The sequence below is a fragment of the Solibacillus isronensis genome (assembly GCF_023715405.1).
GTDB classification, from domain to species: Bacteria; Bacillota; Bacilli; order Bacillales_A; family Planococcaceae; genus Solibacillus; species Solibacillus isronensis_B.
Window position 1 is genome coordinate 43736 of record NZ_JAMBOC010000007.1, and the last position, 24732, is coordinate 68467.

The 24732-nt window shown below is 37.5% G+C and carries 19 protein-coding genes; 16 read left to right on the plus strand and 3 right to left on the minus strand.

The window, feature by feature from the left end; all coding sequences use genetic code 11:
• The first annotated feature begins 102 nt into the window (after positions 1–102).
• Both M3166_RS17750 and M3166_RS17755 read left to right on the plus strand, forming a co-directional pair.
• Positions 103–621, plus strand: a complete 519-nt coding sequence (locus M3166_RS17750; protein WP_079523257.1) for a hypothetical protein — start codon at positions 103–105, stop codon at positions 619–621.
• 183 nt (positions 622–804) lie between these two features.
• The gene (locus M3166_RS17755) at positions 805–2262 is read left to right on the plus strand and encodes a Fe-S-cluster redox enzyme (RefSeq protein ID WP_251691417.1); all 1458 of its coding nucleotides are present in this window, start codon (positions 805–807) and stop codon (positions 2260–2262) included.
• 44 nt (positions 2263–2306) lie between these two features.
• Here the strand turns inward: M3166_RS17755 and M3166_RS17760 are convergent, their stop codons facing one another.
• The gene (locus tag M3166_RS17760; protein WP_251691419.1) at positions 2307–3491 is read right to left on the minus strand and encodes a CaiB/BaiF CoA transferase family protein; all 1185 of its coding nucleotides are present in this window, start codon (positions 3489–3491) and stop codon (positions 2307–2309) included.
• 698 nt (positions 3492–4189) lie between these two features.
• Here M3166_RS17760 and M3166_RS17765 point away from each other — a divergent pair.
• From M3166_RS17765 to M3166_RS17815, 11 genes are all read left to right on the plus strand, one after another.
• Complete coding sequence (locus M3166_RS17765; protein WP_251691421.1) at positions 4190–8647, plus strand: S-layer homology domain-containing protein; 4458 nt, start codon at positions 4190–4192, stop codon at positions 8645–8647.
• Positions 8648–9169: 522 nt separating this feature from the next.
• On the plus strand, positions 9170–9679 hold the full coding sequence (locus M3166_RS17770) for a hypothetical protein (RefSeq protein ID WP_251691423.1): 510 nt from the start codon (positions 9170–9172) through the stop codon (positions 9677–9679).
• 262 nt (positions 9680–9941) lie between these two features.
• On the plus strand, positions 9942–11297 hold the full coding sequence (locus tag M3166_RS17775; protein WP_251691425.1) for an arsenic transporter: 1356 nt from the start codon (positions 9942–9944) through the stop codon (positions 11295–11297).
• Positions 11298–11312: 15 nt separating this feature from the next.
• Positions 11313–11987, plus strand: coding sequence for a DUF6897 domain-containing protein (locus M3166_RS17780; protein WP_251691427.1), 675 nt, complete (start codon positions 11313–11315; stop codon positions 11985–11987).
• A 448-nt stretch (positions 11988–12435) separates the two neighbouring features.
• Entirely contained in the window at positions 12436–12792 is a 357-nt protein-coding gene (locus M3166_RS17785) for a phytoene desaturase family protein (protein WP_251691429.1), read from the plus strand.
• Positions 12793–12808: 16 nt separating this feature from the next.
• The gene (locus M3166_RS17790) at positions 12809–13954 is read left to right on the plus strand and encodes a phytoene desaturase family protein (RefSeq protein ID WP_251691431.1); all 1146 of its coding nucleotides are present in this window, start codon (positions 12809–12811) and stop codon (positions 13952–13954) included.
• Between the two features lie 26 nt (positions 13955–13980).
• Complete coding sequence (locus M3166_RS17795) at positions 13981–14823, plus strand: phytoene/squalene synthase family protein (protein WP_251691433.1); 843 nt, start codon at positions 13981–13983, stop codon at positions 14821–14823.
• Between the two features lie 28 nt (positions 14824–14851).
• Positions 14852–16345 carry a phytoene desaturase family protein gene (locus M3166_RS17800; RefSeq protein ID WP_251691435.1) on the plus strand — a complete coding sequence of 498 codons (1494 nt, stop codon included), beginning with the start codon at positions 14852–14854 and terminating at the stop codon, positions 16343–16345.
• Between the two features lie 45 nt (positions 16346–16390).
• Complete coding sequence (locus tag M3166_RS17805) at positions 16391–17509, plus strand: glycosyltransferase (RefSeq protein ID WP_251691437.1); 1119 nt, start codon at positions 16391–16393, stop codon at positions 17507–17509.
• Between the two features lie 12 nt (positions 17510–17521).
• The gene (locus tag M3166_RS17810) at positions 17522–18007 is read left to right on the plus strand and encodes a glycosyl-4,4'-diaponeurosporenoate acyltransferase (protein ID WP_251691439.1); all 486 of its coding nucleotides are present in this window, start codon (positions 17522–17524) and stop codon (positions 18005–18007) included.
• A 95-nt stretch (positions 18008–18102) separates the two neighbouring features.
• Positions 18103–18828 carry a 3-ketoacyl-ACP reductase gene (locus M3166_RS17815; protein WP_251691442.1) on the plus strand — a complete coding sequence of 242 codons (726 nt, stop codon included), beginning with the start codon at positions 18103–18105 and terminating at the stop codon, positions 18826–18828.
• A 93-nt stretch (positions 18829–18921) separates the two neighbouring features.
• On the opposite strand, the gene M3166_RS17820 is transcribed toward M3166_RS17815, so the two are convergent.
• Both M3166_RS17820 and M3166_RS17825 read right to left on the minus strand, forming a co-directional pair.
• A complete protein-coding gene (locus tag M3166_RS17820; RefSeq protein WP_251691444.1) occupies positions 18922–19476 on the minus strand; it encodes a GNAT family N-acetyltransferase in 555 nt (184 codons plus the stop codon).
• A gap of 120 nt (positions 19477–19596) precedes the next feature.
• Positions 19597–20754 carry an ROK family transcriptional regulator gene (locus tag M3166_RS17825; protein WP_251691446.1) on the minus strand — a complete coding sequence of 386 codons (1158 nt, stop codon included), beginning with the start codon at positions 20752–20754 and terminating at the stop codon, positions 19597–19599.
• Between the two features lie 146 nt (positions 20755–20900).
• On the opposite strand from M3166_RS17825, the gene xylF reads away from it, so the two are divergent.
• The 3 genes from xylF (at position 20901) to M3166_RS17840 (ending at position 24725) form a co-directional block, all read left to right on the plus strand.
• A complete protein-coding gene (gene xylF, locus M3166_RS17830; RefSeq protein WP_251691448.1) occupies positions 20901–21983 on the plus strand; it encodes a D-xylose ABC transporter substrate-binding protein in 1083 nt (360 codons plus the stop codon).
• 71 nt (positions 21984–22054) lie between these two features.
• Complete coding sequence (locus M3166_RS17835; protein WP_251691450.1) at positions 22055–23578, plus strand: xylose ABC transporter ATP-binding protein; 1524 nt, start codon at positions 22055–22057, stop codon at positions 23576–23578.
• Positions 23571–24725 carry a sugar ABC transporter permease gene (locus tag M3166_RS17840; RefSeq protein ID WP_251691452.1) on the plus strand — a complete coding sequence of 385 codons (1155 nt, stop codon included), beginning with the start codon at positions 23571–23573 and terminating at the stop codon, positions 24723–24725. The genes M3166_RS17835 and M3166_RS17840 overlap by 8 nt, the downstream gene beginning before the upstream one ends.
• Positions 24726–24732 lie beyond the last annotated feature (7 nt).

Genomic DNA, 24732 nt, shown 5'->3' on the forward strand with positions numbered 1-24732 from the left:
ATCAATTGTTAAAAGCAGTAATATCATAGTTAATTAGATAAGTTTTTGTTCTTTATTTTTCGGGAAATAGGAAATTACTAGAAAAGTAGAGGGGATGAAGCGATGCAGCCATTGATCAAGAAGATAGAAGCTCTTGTCATCTCGATTAGCGTTCAGTCAGGTATTGGTATTATTGAAGCAATAAGTGAAAAAGACGGCAATAAGAAAGTCATATTCCAAATTACATCAAAAACGCCTTTAATGACAAAGGACGGGTACCAAATTGGGGCATCTGCCATTCCTGTTAAGGCGAAAATTATTGCCTTTATTGATTCCAGAAATCCTTTGCCGATGGTTTCCCCGCCGCATACAACACCACTATTGATCATTTTTGATCAGTTTGATAAAGATGGCGAAGTATGTGTCGGTGCATTTGACCGGCAACTTTACTGTGATCAGCTGAAGCTTAAACTCCATGTCAGTGAAAAAACAGAAATAGTCGATTTGACTGGAAAGCGCGTGGATCAGAAAGATTTGGAAGGAAAGATGCTGTTCGTTTTTTATGACCGTGCAACAAAAAGCAAACCAGTGCAGGCCAATCCATCAAAAATTATCGTGACCTCTATTTTGCATAACGAATAGTTATGATGCATATCGATTTCTATTGTCAGTACGTATGTTTTAAGCAATATTTCATACAAATTGCTGCAAATGAAACGATATGCTTTTTTTGTGGAATCAGCTTGAAGGAAAGTTAAAAAATTAAAAATGTTACATACACATTTATTTTTTGGTATATTTTTGTATAGAAATAAGGTGGAAAAAATGGAGGGATCTTTGTTGTTGCTTTCATTTGATGAGCAGCTCTTTCAACAGACGAATGGACAAATAGGGGAAAAGCTAGAGCAAGCTTTGGAAGAAAAGTTTCTATTTGTAAAACAAACTGCGATTTGGGGCGCACCTATACAAAGCAATGAATTTTTGTTGGAGCAGGAGCGTGCAGAGAAGTTTTGCTTTCAGTTAATCAAAAACTATTGGGGAAGATTAGAATTATTTATTAATAATTCAGTTAATGAGACGAATACAGTGAATGAAAAAATGGAGCAGTTTTTTGCCAAGCAGCAAAACAGAAAAGTGTTATTTTCATTTTTACATACACAGGGGGAAGTGACATTTGACCAGCTGATTGAATATATTTTTTCAAAGCCGGTCCCAGTAACACATATACAAACAGAGCTTAAGAAGATTTATGTGTACAAAGTGAACAATCTTTTTTTGGTGCAGCCAATTTACAGTACAAATGAGAAGTACTGGAACATAATTGGGGCAAAAAAGATTTATTCACTGTTTTTACAGGTCCCTTTAATGAAGATTACGAGACCTGTTGATATAATGAAAGATTTTAAAGCTTTGCTAGCCGGTCAATTGACGGCAAATCGGATTGCGACAATCATCCATAAGCTCGTACAAAAGATTGATTATGAAAATCCTAAATCAGATGAAGTAAAGCAGCTGCACCTATTAAATGTCCGCACACATTTTACAAGCGGGCGACGCCATATGCTAAAGCTTCGAAAATGCATTCAGGCATTACTCGAAAATTGGTCTACCGGAAAGTTTGCATTGAATACGAAAGAGCAAACATTGCTTGGCTATATGTTGTTCCAGGAAGCGGTTTATAAAAGAGATTATCGGAGTATTTTACTTCAAGGAATGTATTTAATTGAGGAAGAGCGGATAAATAATCATGCGATTGAACTTGTTGTTGAATATGCGGATGTATTGAGCAGCATGAACCCGCAGCCCGATACACTTGTGAAAGATTACCGGAAAAACTACTTGGAGCATGTCTTTTATGAACTGATTAATAGTGTTGTTAAAGAAGAGCAGTTTGAGCTTGGGATAGAGCTGTTGAAAAATTATGAGCTTGCGTCATGTGCAGCCATATTTCAGCTCCTTCATGCCGATGAAACGGAAATGATTCTGCATATGATCGAGGCAACTGTTCAACGCGATATTGCACTATTCGTTGATGGTTCTCCACAAAATATCCGGGAATCGATCATTATTTGGCAACAGCAATATTTAAACAAAAACAGCGATTATTTTTGTATAGCAGAAATGACATCACAGCATATTTGCAATTTGTTGAAAATACTATTTTGGGCAGAAGAAGACCTGATAGTGGAGAAACTATTGGCAGTCTATAAGAAATATTTGCTCATACCGCATCATTTCCAATATTTGCGCCAGTTTATTGAGCGCCGTGTTGTACTATGCTAATAATGAAAAGGTGAAGCAATGCCTATGCATGCTTCACCTTTGTTTTATTGTAATACGCCATCGTTTGTTAGCTGTTCAATTTGCTCTTTTGTATAGCCGTAAGCAGTTAAAATTTCCTCGGTATGTTCACCTATTTTTGCCCCGACATGTTTGTAAGTCGGTTCAGCACCGCTTATTTTCAAGGCTGTTCCAATTTGGCGCTGCGAGGATCCGTCCGGTTTCTGAACATCTACAAGCATATTCCGTGCTTTGATTTGCGGGTGTTCGCAAGCTTCGTCAAATGTAAGAACCGGCTCCACACATCCATGGAAATCTTCATTGAAAATTTCAAGCCATTGATCAAATGTTTTCGAGCAAAATGCATCAGTAACTGCTTCTTTAAAACGTTGCTGTGTATAGTAGGAGTCATTAAATGTGCTGTCGATCAGTTCCGGAATGCCAAGCGCTTCACATAGGAGTTTGCGGAATTGTGGCTCCAGGCTACCGACTGAAAAGTAACGACCGTCTTTCGTCCGGTAGTAATCATAAAATGTTCCACCATTTAAAATTTCATCTTCCGGCTGAGGTGGACGGCCGCTTCCGAGATATTGCGTCCCATATAAAGCATTCATCGAAAACATCGCATCGGTCATCGAAACATCGATAAATTTCCCTTCACCGGTTTTTTCACGGTTAAGAGCAGCCGCTAAAATTCCGATAGCAGCATGCATTGTCCCGCCTGCAATATCCGCTATTTGAATGCCCATAGCCACAGGTTTTTTATCCTTTAAACGGGAATGATTGAGCACTCCGCCAATTGATAAGTAGTTATTATCATGGCCTGGCCGCGTTGCATATGGTCCGGTTTGCCCATAGCCTGTAATTGCACAGTAAATGAGGCGCGGATTGTATTCGCGCAATGTTTCATAGTCGATTCCTAGGCGCTTCATCACACCAGGACGGAACCCTTCAATGACAATGTCGTAATCTTGTATAAGCTTTTTAATAATTTCAATGCTCTCCGCAGACTTTAAATTTAGCTGCAAAGATTTTTTTGAACGGTTTAAATGCTGATGGAAGTAAGATTCCTTGTCCTCATCATACGGCGGCATAATCCGCATTAAATCAACACGGCGCTCTGACTCCACATGAATCACATCTGCCCCGAGATCCGCAAACATCATGGACGCAAGCGGTCCAGGCAATAGAGAAGAAAAATCCAAAACTTTTAACCCATTTAAAATAGTCATACCCATCCCCCTTATGTGTTGAACAGTTGTTTTTGTAAGAAATATTGAATGTTAAGTGTGGAAAGTAGAAACCCTTTGCCGGAAAGTAGATACTTTTGGCGTAAAAGTTGAATCAAATTAAGTAAAAGTAGAAAGTATTGATGACAAAGTGGAAAGTTCTGAGTGAAAAGTAGAACCAACCCAAAATGAGAGCTTTAAAAAGCTAAATATGCCAACAATTTTAATAAAATGTAAATATAAGAAAAAGAGTCCCCTTATTTTCTAATTCTCTATTATCTATTATATTTTAAATACTCTGAAAATTATAGTGCGAAAATAAGCAAATTGTGCAGAAATATAGGAAAAACAACCAGACGTAGTTTGCTATCTATTTTTTGAAAAAAATAATCACGGTAAGGAATAAAATGTAATTTTAGTGAATATTAACTAAGTATAGAAACCCTATTAAAGATTAGAAAGTTTTTAGCTAGGGTAAAGTATGGATGGTTGGCTATTTATTTATAGAACGATTTTGCTTTATGACTTTCAAGGTCAGAGCAATGTCGTTCCTTTTTTTGTCCAAATTTAAAAATCCAGAATTAAAATGAAAAACTCCATAAATTTCATACAGTTTTGCGCACCGTTAGCCGATATAAACAACAGAAGTTTTTACTAGATTGAACATGTTACGACATTTCAAAAGGGAGGGATTTTCTAACATGGACTCGAAAAAAGCACAAAAACTTTCAAAGGCAGCGGTTGCAACGGTTTTGGCGACAAGTGGTGTGCTAGTCGCAATGCCCCACCAGGCAAATGCCTATTCTTTCAGTGATTTAAATCCAAATGCGGATTATTATGAACCGATTATTGATTTAGCCAACCGTAAAATTGCAACAGGCTATTCAAACGGTACATTTAAACCAAATGCAGCAATTACTCGTGAAGATGCCGCAAAAATGCTGGCACTGACGATTGATGTAAATATAACAAATCCAAAAAACCCCGGCTTTAAAGACGTGACGGTGAATAACCCGAACTACCGTTACATCGCCGCATTGGCAGAGGCGGGTGTCATTAATGGCTATTCAGATAAAACCTTTAAACCAAAAGAGCCGATTACACGCGGACAAATGGCAAAAATTATAACGCTTGGCTTCAAGTTTGGCATTTCTACAAAACTTAATCACGGTTTCAAGGACGTTTCAAATAAAAATGCCAATGCGCATTTCATACAGACACTTTACGATCTGAATGTTACAAAAGGAAAAACACCTGTTTCATTTGATCCTTTTAATACCGTAACACGCGGGCAGATGGCGACATTTATTTGGCGTGCAGAAAAAGCGGACCGCGGCAATCCTGTTTATACAGTCGGGGATATTGTAGGGAATCAAATATACATAAACGGTGTCGCGTACACGGTGGCATCCCATTTACGCAGTATTATTAATGCGGGAAATCAAAATGTATTAAAAGGTGCTTACATTGAAGGAAGCTATTCAGGAAAGACCCTTCAAAACATTTCGAAGCTGACGATCAATGCGAGCGGAACTTCCTCACGTTTACTGGCGCTTGATGGGGGCTATTCTTCGTTTGCAGGGGAGCTTGTCGTTCATGGAAGCTATGTGCGCTTCAAAAATATTAATTTTACCGGACGTGTAGAAGTTGCGGAAGCACCAAGACGTTCGCTTGGTGCACTAGAGAATGTGCGTATTGCAAGTATAGGAAACTTCGCATCGTTTATCGATTGGGGAACACCTACAGATCCGAAAAATGAAGATTTCCTCAACCCTAGTGAAAACGAGAATTTACAGAACAAGCCGGACCCGACAAAACCGGAGCACCTGCAAAAATACACAGAACGTATGGCAAACGTTAAGAAGTACGTGGACTTTGAAAACGCGGATATTCGTCAATTGTATGTAACTGCTGACCGTACATTTTTAAAGGCTAACTATGATATCGACCGCCTGACAGTACAAGGAAATGTAGCAAATGTGGAACTGTATGCAAGCCCGAACGCGATGTATATCGATACGGACTACAATGTTTCTATTTATGGCGTTCATGATATTCAATACATGTATAAAAACACATTGAAAAATGTGCACCTGAATACAGACAGCACATATGATTATTATTACATTACATCAAGCAACGGCTTTACGAATCTTGGCACACATGCCTATATTTCTAAAGCGATCATTCCGAACAATAAAACCGTAAATGATGTGTTTGACGATTATAAAACGGATGACCCGAACATTGGCTATGTAGAGGATGAAAACGGAAAAGCGGTTGATCGTGATCCGGTGGAAAATACCATTGTTACTGACGTTACGTCTCCAACCATTACACAACTGGATGTGGCAGCCGGCGGATCAACAGCCGATGTGACATTAACAGCCGATGAAGATGGAACGTACTACTATGTCATTAAAAAGGCCAATGAAAAAGCGCCAACAATCAGCGAGATTAAAACAGGTGGTACAAAATACAACGGAAATGGGCCCCTCGTAATGGACGAGCCTGTGAAATTTACGGTATCCGGCCTGGAAACGATGACGGACTATGTGATTTATGCGATTGTCATTGATGATGCGGACAATGTTTCGGAGAAGGAGGAACAGGAATTCTCGACAATCGATAACCGACCACCGACATTCCGCCTCGATAAAGGCAAAACGATGTACGGCGGAAAGCGCGTGCAATTTGTCATTAAGGGAATTACCGAGCCGGGCGAATACTACTATTATATTCGTGAAAAGTCTCCAGTTACGATGCCGGATCCGACTGTCGATGAAATTATGAAGCGCTATACAGGAAAAGGGACTATTACAAAACCTGATGATATCGTCATTACCGAAACTAAATATGGTGCAACTCCGGCGATTGGTGATATTAAGCCAAATACAGAGTATGAAATTTATGCGGTGATGGTTGATAAATCGGGCAATAAAATGCGCAACCCTGCACCGAAGATTACGTTGAAGACAGAAGCACCGGATACGACTTATCCGTATGTTATTAATTCAGAATTAATGCCTGCAAGTTCATCTAATTCAAATGAAGGTTATTTTTACATTTCAGTCAGTGAAGAGTTAGATAAAGCAAGTGCTGAAAATGTTAATAACTACGTATTATCAGGAACCGGTATTGTCAACATTACAGGTCAAAAGGAAATCAAACCAAGTGAAGTAGTTTACTTGAATAAACGTATTCGTATTAAAATTCCATCTGTTACAGCGTTAGTAAATGGGGATACAATTCGTGCGACGATATTGCCAGGAGTAAAAGACTTAGCGGAAAATGAATTTGAAAGTGCACTAACAGCTCCAGGAGGAAACCCGCCACGTAACTATGCGGTTTATAACCATACTGACGCATTAGCGCCAAAATTAAAGATCGATAAAGTTGAAGCTTCACCAACAGACAACAAATTTTTAATTGATGTAACGACTAATAAAGCTGGTACTTACTATTACATGATATTAGAGAAGGGATATTTTGATAAAAATTCTAATATTACACCACGCGATTTTGTCGATGAGTTTGATTCTGGAACAGTAACAGGGGCATTTCAATCAAATGGCTTAAATGATTATTTAGCTAAAGGTTCAGGACCGGCAGAAGTAGGTAAAATTAAGTTACCGCCTATTTCAAGACCAAGTGGAGTTAGTGAATTTAAAGATTACGCCATTTATATTTTGCTGAAGGATCGTTCAGGAAAAATCTCAGTATGGGATCAAAAGACATTAATTACTGATACGAAACCACCTTTAACATCGAATTATAAAGTTCAACCACCTGTGACAGGTGATGATAGTTATAAAAATAAAACAGCTTTAATAACATTTAATGCTGATGAAAGCGGTACAATTCATGTTGCTGCAATTCCAAAATATAAGAAGGATTTGCCGCCAAATAACAACAATTATATTTGGAATAAAGACTCTTCTGGAGAAAGTTATTTCAATACGGGTAGTGGCAAACTAGATACGGTACGTAGAGATATAAATATTATTGATGATATTAATACTTATAATAATGCTGCACGTTTGCAGTACTTTGAAGATTTTGGAAGTAAAGCAGGAAAATATATTTCGAAAGAATATGAGGTTGGAAACCCTACAGTAACAATTGAAAACCTTGACCCGCATATGGAATACAATTTTTTAATCGGTGTGGAAGATGCATACGGAAACTTTACTGTTCGAAAAGTAGATGAGGACAAACCGTTAACCTCTTCAGATCAACCAAATGGCGAACTAATTGTTGAGAATTTTTATACAGATGGTGTGAAACCGCATATTATTGATTCTACTCGAAATGATGTGGTTAAACCGATCGATCAAGAGTATGTTTTAGCGGAGAACGAAGCGTTAATTTATAGAGAAAAGTTAGATTCGAGTGATGCTGATCAATTGAAATTTACTATTACATTCAATGAAACAATAATGCGCCAAAATACGGTAAATAATTTTAATAAGAGTAGTTTAAATTCTTCCAACTGGAAAGGAATTTTAAATATTACAGGAGACGGTATATCAGAAGCTGATTTTGATTTTGTTTCTTATACTGAAGGAACTCCAGCTACAACAAATCAATCTGCTTTAGTAATTAAAGCAAAAGATGTTACAACTGCTAATAAAACAATAACAGTTACAATGGATGACTCGGTTGATGTATATGATTATAAAGGACATAATCGATTCGATATTTCCAAGATTGGTAAGTATATTTACCCGACTGAAGCACTTGCAGTTAATATTAAAGAAGTCACGAACTATGGAAAATACTTTGTTCAAATTAGAGTAGAATCAAGTATCCCAGTTAAAAATGGACAACGCTTCTATTATGCAGTAATGAATAGTAATGCATCTACTCCACCAACCTTTGAAGATGCAAGAAGAGCTGCACAACGTGGTACAAAAATAACAGGTATGACTATAGCTGGAACAAATATTATGGACGAAGCTCGTGACGGAAGCAGAATTTGGGATTTAACATTACCTTCCAATACAACAAATGTATTTGGTGGCGGACAAAAAATCTACTTCTTTACTGTCGATAACTTTGGTAATATAATTCAGGCGAAAAATTCAGACGGTACTGCAGATCATGTTGTTATTCCAACAAATGTGACTACACCCGCACCAAAACCTATTGAGGATTAACCAATATTTTTCTTGGAAATTATACTAATTCCAAACCAATCCCACAAAGCGAAAGCTGCATGGGATTGGTTTTTTATTTTGTATTAATTTTTAAGTACAGCCCCCCCCGATTTTTAAAGTTGTTTGCTCTTCATTATAAAATGCCTCTTTTTAACCTTCTTCACAACGTTTTCATAATATATATAGCGATTGAATTATGAAAAGGATATTGGAGTGAAATTTATTTAAGTAATCACAGTTAGGTGTTTGTTGTTATTTTTGGTTTTAAAATAACAGCAAAAACTACCTTTATTTAAGATTGCCACCCCCTATTTCCGGAAAGGCATGCTTATTAAACAGCCCTGTAGTACAAAGGCTCAGCCCGTTAAACCTCATAGTTACTTCATTACTAAAAGACAATTTAGTACGCTCGGGTTAAATGCCGTTAATGTAAAGTTTTAAAACAGTGGGCGCTTTACCTCTTTATTAAAAAATTCAATTCATATTATTTCAGTAAGCTAAAAATAGGAGGAGTATAACATCATGAACAGAGACTTAATGCTTTCGCTTGTCGGGAAAGTTGTAAAAATCGACAGAGGTGGTCCAGAGTCACGCGTTGGAATGTTGCTGGCAGTAGATGGGGATTATTTTGTGCTATTCACGAAAGATGACGGTGTTGTTTACTACAAAATGCAACATGTAAAGAGTATTACACTTCATGCTAAAGGCAGTCTAGACAAAGGGTTCGAAGGAAATGAAAATATGGGTTACTACCAAGGCGAAGATTTCAAGTCCGTCATTTCGAATTTTAGACATAGTTGGGTAAAGGTAAACCGCGGAGGCCCGGAATCACTTGAGGGAATTTTAAATGAGGTAGAAGACGATTACGTAACGATTTTCTCTAAAGAAGAAGTTATCCAGCTTTCAATGTTCCATATTCGAAATATCAGCTTCGGTGTAAAAGAAGAGAGCCAAGAAGAAGGCCAAGAAGCTCAAAGTCAAGAAGCAAAAAGCAGTACGAATACAAAGTCCTCAGGGAACAGAAGAAAGTAATACAGTACTTAGCCACTTAAAACTCATTAAACTAATATTCGCACCAAAATTCCAAAAGAAGGAGGTGAAATGGTGCTCATTTTATTTATAATCCTCTACTTCACAATAGTGGGAGGTTTATTTTATAAATTATATATTTCAGCTCCAATTGAACAAAGAATAGTCAACGGGCCGGGAGTCGAACCAGTACTGGAACTAGAGAAAGAATTCGCACATGAACCAGTAAGATCGAAATTTATTAGTAATGAGGCGGCGGATATTAATGTGGGATAGCTCGCTCATCATGATGCTTATTATCTTTACATTCACGATTGTCTTTATGCTTTGGAGACCTATGAATGTTAATGAAACGGTCCCAACAACTATCGGGGCGGCAATTGTGTTAATCCTGGGTATTGTATCGTGGACTGACATTCTTGATATCATGGGCATCGTCAGTGGACCTTCACTTACAATCCTTTCGACCATTATGATGACGATTGTTTTGGAAAGTATCGGCTTTTTCAAGTGGATTGCATTCAACATTGTCAACAGGTCTAAAGGATCTGGTATTAGGCTTTATATTTATACAAATTTGCTCTGCTTTTTAATGACAATGCTATTTAATAATGATGGCAGTATTTTGATTACTACACCAATCATCATTCGTATAGTCCAACTACTCAAATTTAAACCGCATCAAATGTATCCATACTTAATTTCAGGTGCTCTAATTGCTACAGCTGCCAGTGCCCCCATTGCAGTTAGTAATATTTCGAACTTAATTGCACTGAAAATTGTTGGCCTCACTTTAAATGACTATGTACTCATGATGTTTATCCCGTCGATGATTGGTATTTTTGTTATCGCCTGGCTGCTTTTTTTATATTTCAAAAAGGATATACCGAAAGTTTCTACCATGATTCCCTTTAAACGTGCACACCTCCATTCTACTCAATTATATACACATCCTCTTGATCCGGCAGGTAATCCGGAAGATATCGACTGGAAGATGTTCAAAGTATGCTTACTCATTATAATAACAACTCGAATTGCGTTTTTTGCCCTCACTCCTTTTGGTATCTCGCTTGAATTTATCGGATTATTCGGTGCTGCCATTCTCATTATTTATCGATGGATTCGTATCCGCATTGGAATTAAAGATGTGATAAGAAATACACCATGGCAAATATTTCTATTTGCCTTTAATATGTATGTCCTTGTTTATGGGCTCAAAAATGTCGGTTTAAATGACTTCATTGTATCTTCATTGAGAGAGTTCATAGCTCAGGATGCTTTACAGGCAACAATTATTATGGGAATGCTGACAACTGTGCTTTCAAATTTAGTAAATAATTTACCGGCTGTCATGTTCAGTACAATGGCAATTGTCGATATGGGACTGGATCCTCTAATTGTACAGATTGCATATCTTGCCAGTGTAATCGGAAGCGATATAGGGGCACTATTAACACCAATCGGTACACTTGCCACATTAATTTGGATGTTCGAACTTAAAAAGTATGGTGTGAAAATGACTTGGCGGAAATATTTGAAAGTAACATTCCTTGTCATTCCAATTGGATTGTTTGTCAGTTTATTTAGTTTATATTTATGGATTATGTTGTTTGTTCAGTAGATAGGAGGAAGCAATTTGTATCACATATGGCAAGGAGAACAGAAAGAATATGTCACAGTCAGTTTAATAGGAGATCAGCTTTTCAAAGGTATTATTTTCGATAGCGGCAGCGACATTATTGTATTATTTAACGGCGAAAATTTTGTTTATATCCCCGTCAGCCATATTGAATATATTGTAGCCGATACACCAGATACTGAATTTGCAGGGCCTTCCGATTCCCCAATTATTCCTTTGGATGATAATAAAAAGAATTTAACATTTGAGAGTATCCTAAAAGAGGCAAAGGGAATTAACCAGGAAATATGCATTATCAATAAAAAGTACTTATATGGCACGGTTCTAGAAGTAATGGATGATTATCTTGTGTTCTTTTCACCTGTTTATAAAAAGATCTATATTCCAATAAACCATATAAAATGGATTATTCCTTATACGCCTAATGAGCGGCCGTATGGTTTATCAGAGGCGGAATATAGCGGGAAACAAGCAGAAGAGGGATTTGAAGCGAATTTCGAAAAGCAGCTGGCGATACTATTAAATAAGCTGATTGTGTTAAATATGGGGGAGAAGACTCATCATATAGGGAAAGTAAAAAGTATTAATGGCAAGATGCTGGAGCTGAAAACAGCGAAAGAGAAACGAACGTATGTAAATATTGAACATATTCAAACAATACATTGCGTATAGGCAACGCTGTAATAAGCGGCGTTATGTAATGCCTATAGTTTTTACATGTACAGAAGCTTAAATAGTAATTTGGTGTGGAACGATTAAAATAAAAGAGCTATAAGTAACGGAGACACAATTCAATTTGAATTAGTGTCTTTTTTGTTTGGGTGATGCTGGATTGCCCTCTATAAACATTATACAAAGCTAATGAAATTTGATGGGGATTGTAAAAGGATTGGAATTTAAAATTCGAACAATAAATCCGAAAAATTTACATATTAATTAGGATTGAAAGTAGGGAAAAAGGGTAAACGTTTTAGAGAAAAAGTAAAAAACTTGAAAACCCATTGTCACCAAAGATTATACAACATTAATATTAATGTATAACGTTTGACGAAAAGCAATCAATCTACATATATGAGGAAAGGCAAATGTCATTTTAATAATTAATTAGGGGAGCGCAAATATGAAAAAAAAAGTCATTGTTATTGGAGCTGGTGTAGCAGGGATGGCAAGTGCAATTCGTCTACAGCAAGCGGGTTACGAAGTGGAACTGTTTGAAAAGGAAGCAATGCCGGGAGGAAAAATGCATCGTATTGAAAAAGATGGTTTTAAATTTGATTTGGGGCCAACTATTGTGATGATGCCTGAATTATACAGGGAGATTTTCGAATTATGCGGCCGGGACCCTGACGATTACATACCAATGGAGAAGCTCGATCCGATGTTTCAAGTCTATTTTAAAGACGAGATGGATCGCCCGTATAAAGGCTCGTCCGACTTAACCGAAATGATGGAAAACACTAGAAAGTATAAACCCTGATGATGCACTAGGTTTTTTGGATTACTTACAGGAAATATATAAACGTTTTATCGTCGCAAAGAATTATTTTATCCAACGGCCTTTCCGCAAATTTAAAGACTTTTACAATCCATTTATGATCAAACAAACTTTGAAATTAAAAACCTTCGACAGCGCCGATCATTTTATTGGTAAATATATTAAAGATGAACGAATTAAAAATATGCTTAGTTTTCAAACATTGTACATAGGCATCTCCCCATATAACGGGCCTTCACTGTATTCGATTATTCCTATGATTGAATTTTTGTACGGAGTTTGGTTTATCAAAGGCGGCATGCACACAATGGCGACATCGATGGAAAAACTGTTTTATGAACTTGGTGGTAAGGTCCACTACAATGCTGACGTCGAGAAAATTTCCATCGAGGACGGCCATGCCAATGGAATTTACGTGAATGGCAGAAGGGAAGAGGCTGATTACGTTATGTGTAACGCAGACTTTCCTTATGCAATGAAAGAGCTCATTCAAGATAAAAAGGCGAAAGGGAAATATACCGATGAGAAAATCGATGCGATGAAATATTCCTGCTCCTGCTTCCTCCTTTATTTAGGAACTAACCGCAAATACGATCAAGTAGAGGGAGTGCATAATTTTGTTTTCAAAAGTGAGATGAAGAAAAATATAAATGATATTTTTTCAGGAAAAAAGCTTCAGGATGGCGCATTTTATATTCATATCCCGTCAAAAGCTGAACCGTCGATGGCACCGGAAGGGAAGGAAGCAATTTATGTTCTGCTGCCGGTATCCGAACTTTCAACAGCGAAGTATGAATGGAATGAAGAAACGATTCAATATTACCGTAATTATTTGATTCGTGAAATGAAAAAAATAAAAGGGTTTGAAAATCTGGAAGAAGAAATTGTCTCGGAATCATACACAACACCATTGAATTTCAAACAGCGGTTTAATGCATACAATGGCGCAACATTCGGATTGCAGCCAACGTTGAGGCAGAGTAATCATATGCGCCCGCAAAGTAAAGCGACCCATTGTGAAAACCTGTACTTTACAGGCAGTAGTACGCATCCAGGTGCAGGTGTGCCAATCGTTCTCCTTTCTGCGAAAATAGCTGCTCAGGAACTCATATCAGATGATCAAGGGATTCAGTTTGACTACTAAACTATTTTACAAAAGGGGAGATTGATATGATACAGCACCAATTGAACTCGGATTTAAAATACTGCGAAAATATTATTAAAAAGCATTCCAAAAGCTTTTATTTTGCATTTTCCGGACTTCCGGCAGAAAAGAGATATGCTGTCTATGCAATTTACGCTTTTTGCAGAATAGCCGACGATAGTGTGGACGAAAATCCAATTATTGCGGTTAAGAGCGCGGCTATAAATCAATTACGCCATGAACTCGATCTTTTCAGCCACCATGAAGAACGGAATCATCCATTATGGAGAGCGCTGCGGCATGTATTTAATACATTTGATATGGATATTCAGCCTTTCTACGATCAATTGACAGGACAAGAGATGGATATTTATTTTTCCTCACCAAAAACACTCCGACAATTAGAAGAGTATAGCTATTATGTAGCTGGCTCTGTCGGCTTGATGCTACTTCCGATTATTGCAACGGAAAATCATCAATATCTTAAAAAGACTGCGGTTAAACTCGGTATTGCGATGCAGCTTACAAATATTTTACGAGATATAGGCGAAGATTTTTATGAAAAGAACCGCATTTATCTTCCGGTAATGGAGCAGTTACGCTTCGGATATTGTAAAGAAAAGCTGGAACAACAGATAATTGATGACTCGTTTATTACTCTTTGGGAACATTTGGCGGTACGAGCCGAAACTTTATATGATGAATTTTCAAATCATCTTGTGAAATTTGATAACGATAGTAAAGTACCGCTTATGACGGCGGCAAATGTTTACCGCTTGATTTTAAATGTGATTCGGGAAAACCAATATGACTGCTTAACGAAAAGAAATTTTGTTGTCCGGGAACGGTTAGAGCAGATTAGAGTTTAAATAAATGGCAAATAGAGGGGGAGACACTATGTCCGGTAAGAAAAAAGTGGTTGTAATTGGCGGAGGGCTTGGCGGTTTATCTGCAGCAATTTCACTCCAGCAAAAAGGGTACGATGTTGACATATATGAACAGAACAATCATCTCGGCGGAAAGTTGAACCGTTTAGAGCAGGATGGTTTCGGTTTTGATTTAGGGCCATCGATCCTAACGATGCCTCATATATTCGAAACTTTATTTCAACAAAGCGGAAAACAAATGAGTGATTATGTGAAGATTCAGCGATTGAGCCATCAGTGGCGCTCATTTTTCCCGGAAGGTAATACAATCGATTTATATGAAAATCTGCACGATATGGAAAACTTGAATCCATCTCTAACGAAAAAAGATATTAAACAATACAATAAATTACTGGACTATTCCAAGGGATTATACGAGATAACGGAGCAAGGTTATTTTAATCAAGGGTTAGATAATCTAAAGGAAGTGATCCAATTTCATGGTGCGTTTCAATCATTGAGGAAATTTGATTTATCATCGACTATGTTTGATGCGATTGATAAAAGAATTAAGAACCCGCAATTCCGGGATATGCTGAGTTATATTGTAAAATATGTTGGATCTTCCGCTTATCATGCGCCGGCAGTTCTGAATATGATGATTTACATGCAGCACGCCCAGGGAATCTGGTATGTGTCTGGTGGGATGCACAATTTGGCAAACGCTTTAGTGAAGTTAGCTGAAGATATTGGTGTAACCTTCCATCTTGGGAAAAAGATCGTGAAATTGGATAAAAACAAACGAACTATTACGGCAGCCTATACAGATGATGGGACGAAACTGTCTGCTGATTATTTTGTTTCCAATATGGAAGTTATCCCAACATATAAACAATTAACTGAGGAAAAAGAAAGTTATACCGATAAATTAGATGAAAAATTTGAGCCAGCAAGCTCGGGCCTTGTCTTACATTTAGGGGTTAAAAATAGCTACCCTCAACTGGCCCATCATAATTTCTTTTTCGCTAAAAACATGAAAAAGCAAATGAATCTGATTTTTGAGAAGCATGAACTTCCGGATGATCCTGTCATTTATTTAGTGAACGTGAATAAAACAGATCCAAAACAAGCACTGCCGGGTCATGAGAACCTTAAAATCCTTCCACATATTCCTCACCTTCAAGATAAGCCTCTAACTCGGCAGCAATATACCGAGTTTGCGGAAAAGGTATTAATAAAGCTGGAAAATATGGGTTTGGACAATCTTAGAGAAAGTATTGTTACAAAGGATATGTGGACACCTCATGATATTGAACGGACGTATTCTTCGGACCGCGGGGCAATTTACGGAACTGTATCCGATAAGAAAATAAATAAAGGATTTAAACATCCGAAGCAAAGTGAACGCTATGATAATTTATATTTCGTCGGGGGAACTGTTAATCCGGGTGGCGGTATGCCAATGGTTACGCTTAGCGGGCAACAGGTGGCGAAGAAACTGATCGAAAAAGATAGGAAGAAGTAAATAGTACTAGCTATAAGACAAATGCAAATGGAAGGAACATGATCAATGGAAACTTTGTATTTGGTTGTGCAAATACTATCCTTACTCGGTTTATTATGTGGTGTCCTGATGTTTTGGTCTACAAGAAAACCACCAGCAAAAGAGGGGAATCCGCCATTACCTTTATTGTCGATCATCATACCAGCCAGAAATGAAGCGCTTCGGTTGCCGCCATTGTTAAAATCACTCCAGCAACAAAGTTGGAAGCGTTTTGAAATAATTGTAGTCGATGATGGTTCCTCGGATCATACTGCTGAAGTTGCATCGTCATACGGAGCGAAGGTTTTAATATGTAAACAAGTAGGCGAGATGAGCCCGGGTAAATCCAATGCTTGTGCGTATGGGGCACAATCTGCAAGAGGAGAATGGCTCCTTTTTTTGGATGCGGATGTTCAGCTTGCTGCTGAAGACAGCCTTGAGCGCATTGTAAACAGCTTTAGCAAGCAAGAAGGAAAAGGGATATTATCAATTCAGCCATATCACCAAATTGTAAAACGATATGAAAATTTTTCGGTAATATTTAATATTATTGTGCTGACAGGAATGAATGTATTTACTGTTTGGAAAGAAAAGTTTGCAACGGCAGGATCATTTGGACCATGTATTCTTTGTGATAATGAGAGTTACATTGCAACGGGAGGCCATGAAGCTGCGGAAGAATCGATTATGGATGACTTTGCGCTGAGTAATGTTTTTATAGCGAAAGACTTACCGGTGACCAATTATGCCGGAAAAGGGATTATAAATATGCGAATGTATGAAGAGGGACCGAAGCAACTAATGGAAGGCTGGACAAAAAATTTGGCGACAGCTTCCCAATCCACTCATAAATTTGTCATGCTGCTCATACAGCTTTGGATTTTTGGTGTTATTATGGTCGCAATGGCTCCCTTCATCGCCTTTTTAACGGAATCTTCTGTAGCGTTCTTCAGCAGTATTGTCGTCTATATATTATACGGTGCGCATTTGTATTTGCTTGCGAAAAGAGTAGGGGATTTTCATCTCGTTGTTTTCTTGATTTATCCTTTTTTTGTTTTATTTTTTACATCCGTATTTTTGTACTCATTATACCGTACGCATGTTTTGCATTCGGTCATGTGGAGAGGCAGAAAAATCAAAGTGTAATAGGAGAGAGGTATGACAGTTATTAATGCAATTTGGCTTCTCGTTGTTAACATAGTGGCATGGTTCGTTCTTCACTTATCAATTTCAGCGCTCTGTTTCAACATTCCTTTACGCTTTTTTCTGAAGAATGTTGTATTTTTCCGTATTGCAAAGTGGGAGGAGCACGGGGAAATCTGGAATCGGTTATTTTTAGTGAAGAAATGGAAAAAGCACTTAATTGATGGCTCTTCGATTGCAAAGAAAAGTTACAATAAAAGCCATTTACATGGTACGAAGCGGGAAAATCTGATCGTCTTTGCCGCTGAAACAAAAAGGGCTGAAATGACGCATTGGCTGCTTATTTTACCTGCGCCACTATTTTTCCTCTGGAACCCTGTTTGGGCAGGCTGGATTAATATTATCTACGCACTCTTCGCCAATCTACCATTTATATTAACGCAACGTTATAACAGAGGGCGAATTGAAAATATTTTAGATTTATCAGATCGCAACAATTAAAAATACTTTCTATATCGTCCGAACACGAAATATGACGGATGGAAGTACGCTATGTTAAAATTTTATTGGAATAATGTTTAAAGGAGACGATAATATTGAGTCAGTCATTACAAGGTAAAGTCGCAGTTGTAACAGGTGCTGCACGCGGGATCGGTAAAGCGGTAGCAGTAGCATTAGCAAAAGAGGGTGTGAACGTAGGGATCATTGCACGTTCAGAAGAAGCACTACAGAACGTGGCGAAAGAAATTGAAAGCCATGGTGTTAAAGCTGCCTATGCAGTGGCGGATGTTTCAAATTTAGAACAAGTACAGAAGGCTGCTGCCCATCTAAAAGAAGAGTTGGGTTTAACGGATATTTTAGTTAACAATGCGGGCGTAGGGAAATTTGATAAGCTTGTTGATATGGATCCGGCAGAATTTAAAGAAATTGTCGACATCAATGTAATGGGTACTTTTTATGTATCGCACACAATTGTACCGCAATTAATCGAAAAAAATGCAGGTGATGTTATTAATATTTCATCTACAAACGGTTTAAACGGTGCGGCAACATCAAGTGCATACAGTGCTTCTAAATTCGGTGTCATCGGCTTAACAGAGTCGCTAGCAGCAGAAGTGCGCCGCAATAATATTCGTGTAACAGCATTAGCGCCAAGTACAATCGCAACAGATTTGGCGGATGCACTGAGCCTAGTGCCTGATGAAAAAAGAGATCAATATATGCACCCTGAAGATATTGCAGACTATATTATCGCACAATTGAAGCTGAACAACCGCATGTATATTAAAAACGCAACATTAATGAATACAAATCCGTTCTAATAATAATGCAACTTTAAGAACCGATTGAATTTGAAAAGCCCTTCATTCTGAAAACAGAATGAAGGGCTTTATTTGTAATGATCGAGTTTTTTGTTAAGCCTGTTGGAATTCCTCTTTTAAAATAGAGTAATATACACTATCTACTAGAGTACCTTTGATCATATGATTTTTTCGCATTGTTCCTTCATGGATCATCCCTAAACGCTGCATTACTTTAGCGGAAGCCGCATTATGAACGTGTGATTCCGCAAATACTCGTTCTAAGCCGAGTGTATTGAAGGCTAAATCCAGTACAACTTTGCTGGCTTCTGATATATAGCCTTTTCCCCAGAAACTGCGGTTCAATGTAAAGCCAAGTTCGCCACTTTTATTCCATTCATGAACACGGAATTCAATTGCACCGATCATTTTATTGCTTTCTTTTAATACGATCGCATACTTCCCGGCAGGTTCTTTCATAAAATAATTCTCAATCATTTTCTTCGTTTGTTCTAGATCTTTGTGTGCATGATAAAGGAATTTCGTTGTTTCTTCATCTGCTGTGTATTCATACATATCTTCAGTATCTTCAATTGAAATTGGACGTAAAAAAAGACGTTCGCTTTCCAAATGACTGTTTTTTTCAAGCATTAAATTAAGGTTTTCCATAAGTTTTCTCCAATATTATATTATTATTCGAGAGTGTTATAGGCTTGCTTATCATAACATAATATACATTTTTTAACTATACGAGATAAGTTAAATATATTTTCCCTATAAAAGTAGAGATTAATCAAATGGTAGCTGAATAAATTGATCAATGATAAAAGAAGCAGCACCGAGGGCAATTGCACGATCCTTTAATTTTGAAAATTGCACAGAGTAGTTATCCCGCTGAAAATGCATAGTATTAGCGTGAATTGTATCTAATATAGATTGCTCAATAAATTTTTGCGCTTTTACTATACGATTACCAATAATAATTTTTTCGGGGTTAAATGTTTGAATTAAATTAGTAATCCCGAGACCGATATAGTACCCGGTTTCCTTAAATAATTGAATAACATCTTCATGACCCTCTTCAGCTAAGGTAATTAGCTGCTCTAATGATAGTTCTCTTTCTTTTAACATATAAGTCGCATCATGAATGAGAGCGTATTCTGAGGCGTATGCTTCCCAACATCCGTTGCGCCCGCAAGTGCATTTACGACCATTCATATGTATGATTGTATGACCACTTTCGCCCGAATAGCCGTTAACACCTAGATAAATATTATGATCAATAATAATCCCAACACCTAATCCGATACCTATACTTAAATATAATAGATTTGAAGTTTCTTTATTATTTTCAAAAATATACTCTGCATAGGCACCAGCATTTGCCTCATTTGAAATATAGATGGGGAAGTCAAAGCGATCACGCAAATATCCACTGATATCAAAATCTTCCCAACGTAAATTGGGTGCAATAATAATTACGCCGTCTTTATTAACAGAACCAGGAACGGCAACTCCTAATCCGACGATTGAGAATGGACTAGGGGGCACATTTTTTACGAGTAATTCAACTAAACTCAAAATACTTTTTAAATACGCGTCAAGTTGAATTGATGGTACGAGTTGGAAATGGTCGAAAACAATTTCTCCTTTTAGATTAAAGACTGCACCATATAAATAGTTAACGCCAATATCAATGCCAAGTGCAAAACCAGCTGTTTCATTAAACCTTAATAACCGGGATCTTCTCCCTCCAGTTGAACAATCTTTCCCATCTTCTACGATTAATCGGTCCTCTATTAGTTCTGTTACTAAATTTGCAACAGTTGCTTTTTTTAACCCAATTTCTTCAATGATTTCTCCTCTAGAAACAATCCTTTTAGAGAAAATATAATTTAAAATTTGCTGCTTATTAAATTTTTTCCCTATTTGTTGATTCCAAGACAAAGTAACAATCCCTCCAATACAAAACGATCGATAATTTTAATTAAAGTATAACAAAAAAACTTTGTTCATCCAATAGACAAACAAATATTAACATGTTATTCTATTTTTAAATTGAGAATATTACAAATATTAAAGGGGTGTAGTTCATGCGTAAATGTAAGGGCTTTCTTTTTGGAATTCTGTTAGTAATATCAATGTTATTGGTAGCTTGCGGGCAGGATGCAGGCGACTCAAGCAAAGATACAGGCAAGGCAAATTCAAGTGATTCAGCAGGGGATAAATTGAAGATTGGGTTATCGGTATCGGACTTAACATTAGAACGTTGGCAGCATGACCGTGATTTCTTCGTAGCTAAGGCCGAAGAAATGGGTGCAGAAGTCGTAGTGCAGTCTGCAAATGGTGATGAAGCAAAGCAATTATCGCAAATACAAAATATGCTGTCTCAGGATTTAGATGCATTAGTAATTATTGCGATTAATTCAGATTCTTTATCCACTGTTGTGGAGCAGGCAAATGCAGAAGACGTTCCAGTATTAGCATATGACCGATTGATTAACGGGGCAGATATCAGTGCATATGTTTCATTTGATAACGTACGTGTGGGCGAGATGCAAGCGGAGTATTTAGTGAATTTAAAACCTGACGGAAACTTCTTCTTAATGGGGGGATCTCCAACGGATAACAACGCAAAAATGTTCCGTGAAGGGCAAATGAATATTATTCAGCCATTAGTTGATAAAGGTGATATTACAATTGTAGGCGATCAGTGGGCGAAAGACTGGGATGCAAATGAAGCATTAAAAATCATGGAAAACGCATTAACTGCAAACAAAAACAATATTGATGTTGTCGTTGCTTCAAACGATAATACGGCTGGTGGCGCAATTCAGGCGTTAGAAGCTCAGGGATTAGCTGGTAAAGTATTAATTTCTGGGCAAGATGCTGACCTGGCAGGTGTTCAGCGTATTGCAGAGGGATTACAGACAATGACCGTTTACAAGCCAATAAAAGCAATTGCTGAAAAGAGTGCAGAAGTAGCGGTTCAATTAGCAAAAGGTGAGGAAGTTACTGCTACGGATTCTGTAAACAATGGCCAGATGGATGTTCCATTCATTAAGCTGGACCCAATTTCAGTAGGTAAAGATGAACTTATGACAACAGTTATTGAAGATGAATTCCATAGCTATGATGATGTATATAAAAATGTTCCGGAAAGTGACCGTCCGTAAATAACAGCAAAAGGAGGGGAGAATTTCCCTCCTTTCTTTTAAATGAGGATATGGAGAATGGTGGTGGAAACATGACTGAATATGTTTTAGAAATGAAAGGAATAACAAAAGAGTTTCCAAGTGTTAAGGCTCTGGACAATGTTACTTTTTCAGTCCGAAAAGGTGAAATCCATGCCTTATGTGGTGAAAATGGTGCAGGAAAGTCGACCTTAATGAAAGTATTAAGCGGCGTTTATCCGGCGGGCACATACAGTGGGAAAATTTTAATCAAAGGCAAAGAAGCAAGTTTCAAAAATATTAAAGAATCACAAGATGCAGGAGTGGCAATTATTTATCAGGAACTGGCATTGGTTGGTGGAATGACGATTGCTGAAAATTTATTTTTAGGACATGATTTAATGCGCTCGGCCGTTATTAATTGGAATGAAATTTATAAAAAGTCGAAGGTAGCACTTGAAAAGGTTGGTTTAGATCTGGATCCACAAATGAAGGTATCCGAATTAACGGTAGGAAAGCAGCAACTTCTGGAAATTGCAAAAGCTCTGACGAAGGAAACGGATATTCTAATCTTAGATGAGCCGACAGCTGCTCTTACAGAAAGTGATGTAGCTGTTTTAATTAAATTGTTAAATGAACTTCGAAAACAAGGTGTAACATGCATATACATTTCGCACAAATTAGGAGAAGTAATGGAGCTGGCTGATTCTGTAACAATTTTACGTGATGGTCAGACAATCTCAACGAACTCCATCGAGTATCTCACTGAGGAAATGATCATTACAAAGATGGTTGGTCGTGAACTGACGGAGTTATTCCCTTATGAGGTGCATGAAATTAGTGATGAAAATGTATTACATGTAGAAAACTACACTTCATACAATAAATCGGGAAAAAAAGTTGTATCTAATATAAATTTCAATGTTAAAAAGGGTGAAATTGTAGGGTTTTCCGGCTTGATGGGAGCAGGTCGCTCAGAGCTGTTTATTAGTTTGTTTGGCGGAATGCCTGGTAAAAAAGAAGGTACGGTCAAATTAAATGATAAAACCGTAACAATTAAATCACCAGCGGATGCTATTAAAGAGGGATTTGCTTATGTATCGGAAGATCGTAAGCGATACGGTCTAGTACTAGGAATGGATATCGCAAAAAATACGACACTGATTGCATTAAACAAGGTGATGAAACTAAATGTGATTAGCCAAGCACTTGAAGTAAGAGCAGCAGAAGAGATTACAACCAAGATGAAATTAAAAGCACCTAATCTAGACATAGAGGTAGGAAAGCTAAGTGGAGGAAACCAGCAAAAGGTTGTTTTGAGTAAGTGGATTATGAATAATCCAAAACTATTAATCTTAGATGAGCCTACTAGAGGGATTGATGTTGGTGCTAAATATGAAATTTACAAAATTATGAATGAGCTTGTCCAACAAGGTGTAGGGATTGTACTAATTTCATCTGAGCTGCCTGAAGTTTTAGGAATGTCAGATCGAATTCTTGTTATGTGTGAAGGGGAGATTACGGGAGAATTTGCAAGAGAAGAAGCAACACAGGAAAAAGTAATGATGTGTGCAACTGGAGGGAAAAAACGTGATTAATGAACAGACAATCAAAAAAGAAAGTAAATTATCCTTCAAATTCGATTTACAATCCTATACCTTAATTATTGCTTTAATTTTTATTGCTATTATTTTCACATTTTTTACTGGAGGGGAATTCTTATCTTCTCGTAATATATCCAATTTATTTACCCAAATGTCGATCATAGCTGTACTTGCGGTAGGAATGACATTGGTAATTGTGGCAGGACACATTGATTTATCGGTAGGTTCGATTGTAGGGGTTACAGGTGGAATTGCCGCAATGCTGCAAGTTTGGCAAGGATGGAGTACACCGGTTGTTGTACTCGCAGCAATTATAATTGGAGGTTTAATTGGGTTATGGCAAGGATGGTGGGTCGCATACCGAGCAGTACCCGCATTTATTGTTACGCTTGGGGGGATGTTGATATTCCGAGGGGTTCTAATCGGTTTATCGGATGGTCAAACGATTTCATCATTAAACCCAAGTTTCAAACAAATCGGAAACAGTTACTTACCATTTATACCAGGTTATATTATAGCTGCTATAGCCGTTATTTTAATGATAGCTTTCACGGTAAATAGTCGTAGAAAGCGTAAGGAAATGGGCTTATTATTATTGCCTTCTGTAATCGATTATGGAAAAGTGACAGTTTATTCTGTTGTTCTAGTAGTCATTACGTATATGTTGAATCGTTATTTAGGTATTCCAATCCCGTTTTTAATTGTAGCGGTAATTGCGCTTGTTTTCATGTTCATTACAACAAAAACAGCATTTGGACGCCGGATTTATGCAATAGGCGGCAACCCGGAAGCAGCAGCATTATCGGGAATAAATATTAAACGAAATACGCTATATGTATTCGTCAGCATGGGTGCTTTAGCTGGAGTAGCAGGTGTGTTATTAACAGCACGTTTAAATGCAGCAACAGTATCTGCCGGGAACAGTTATGAATTGGATGCCATCGCAGCCTGCGTAATTGGCGGTACATCTTTAATGGGCGGTAAAGGGAAGATCTATGGTGCGATTATCGGTGCACTCATTATGGCAAGTATTGATAACGGAATGTCGATGATGAATATCGGCGCTTACTGGCAGTATATCGTAAAAGGTTTGATTTTAATTTTGGCGGTATGGGTTGACATCATTTCTAAAAACAAATGAATCGGGG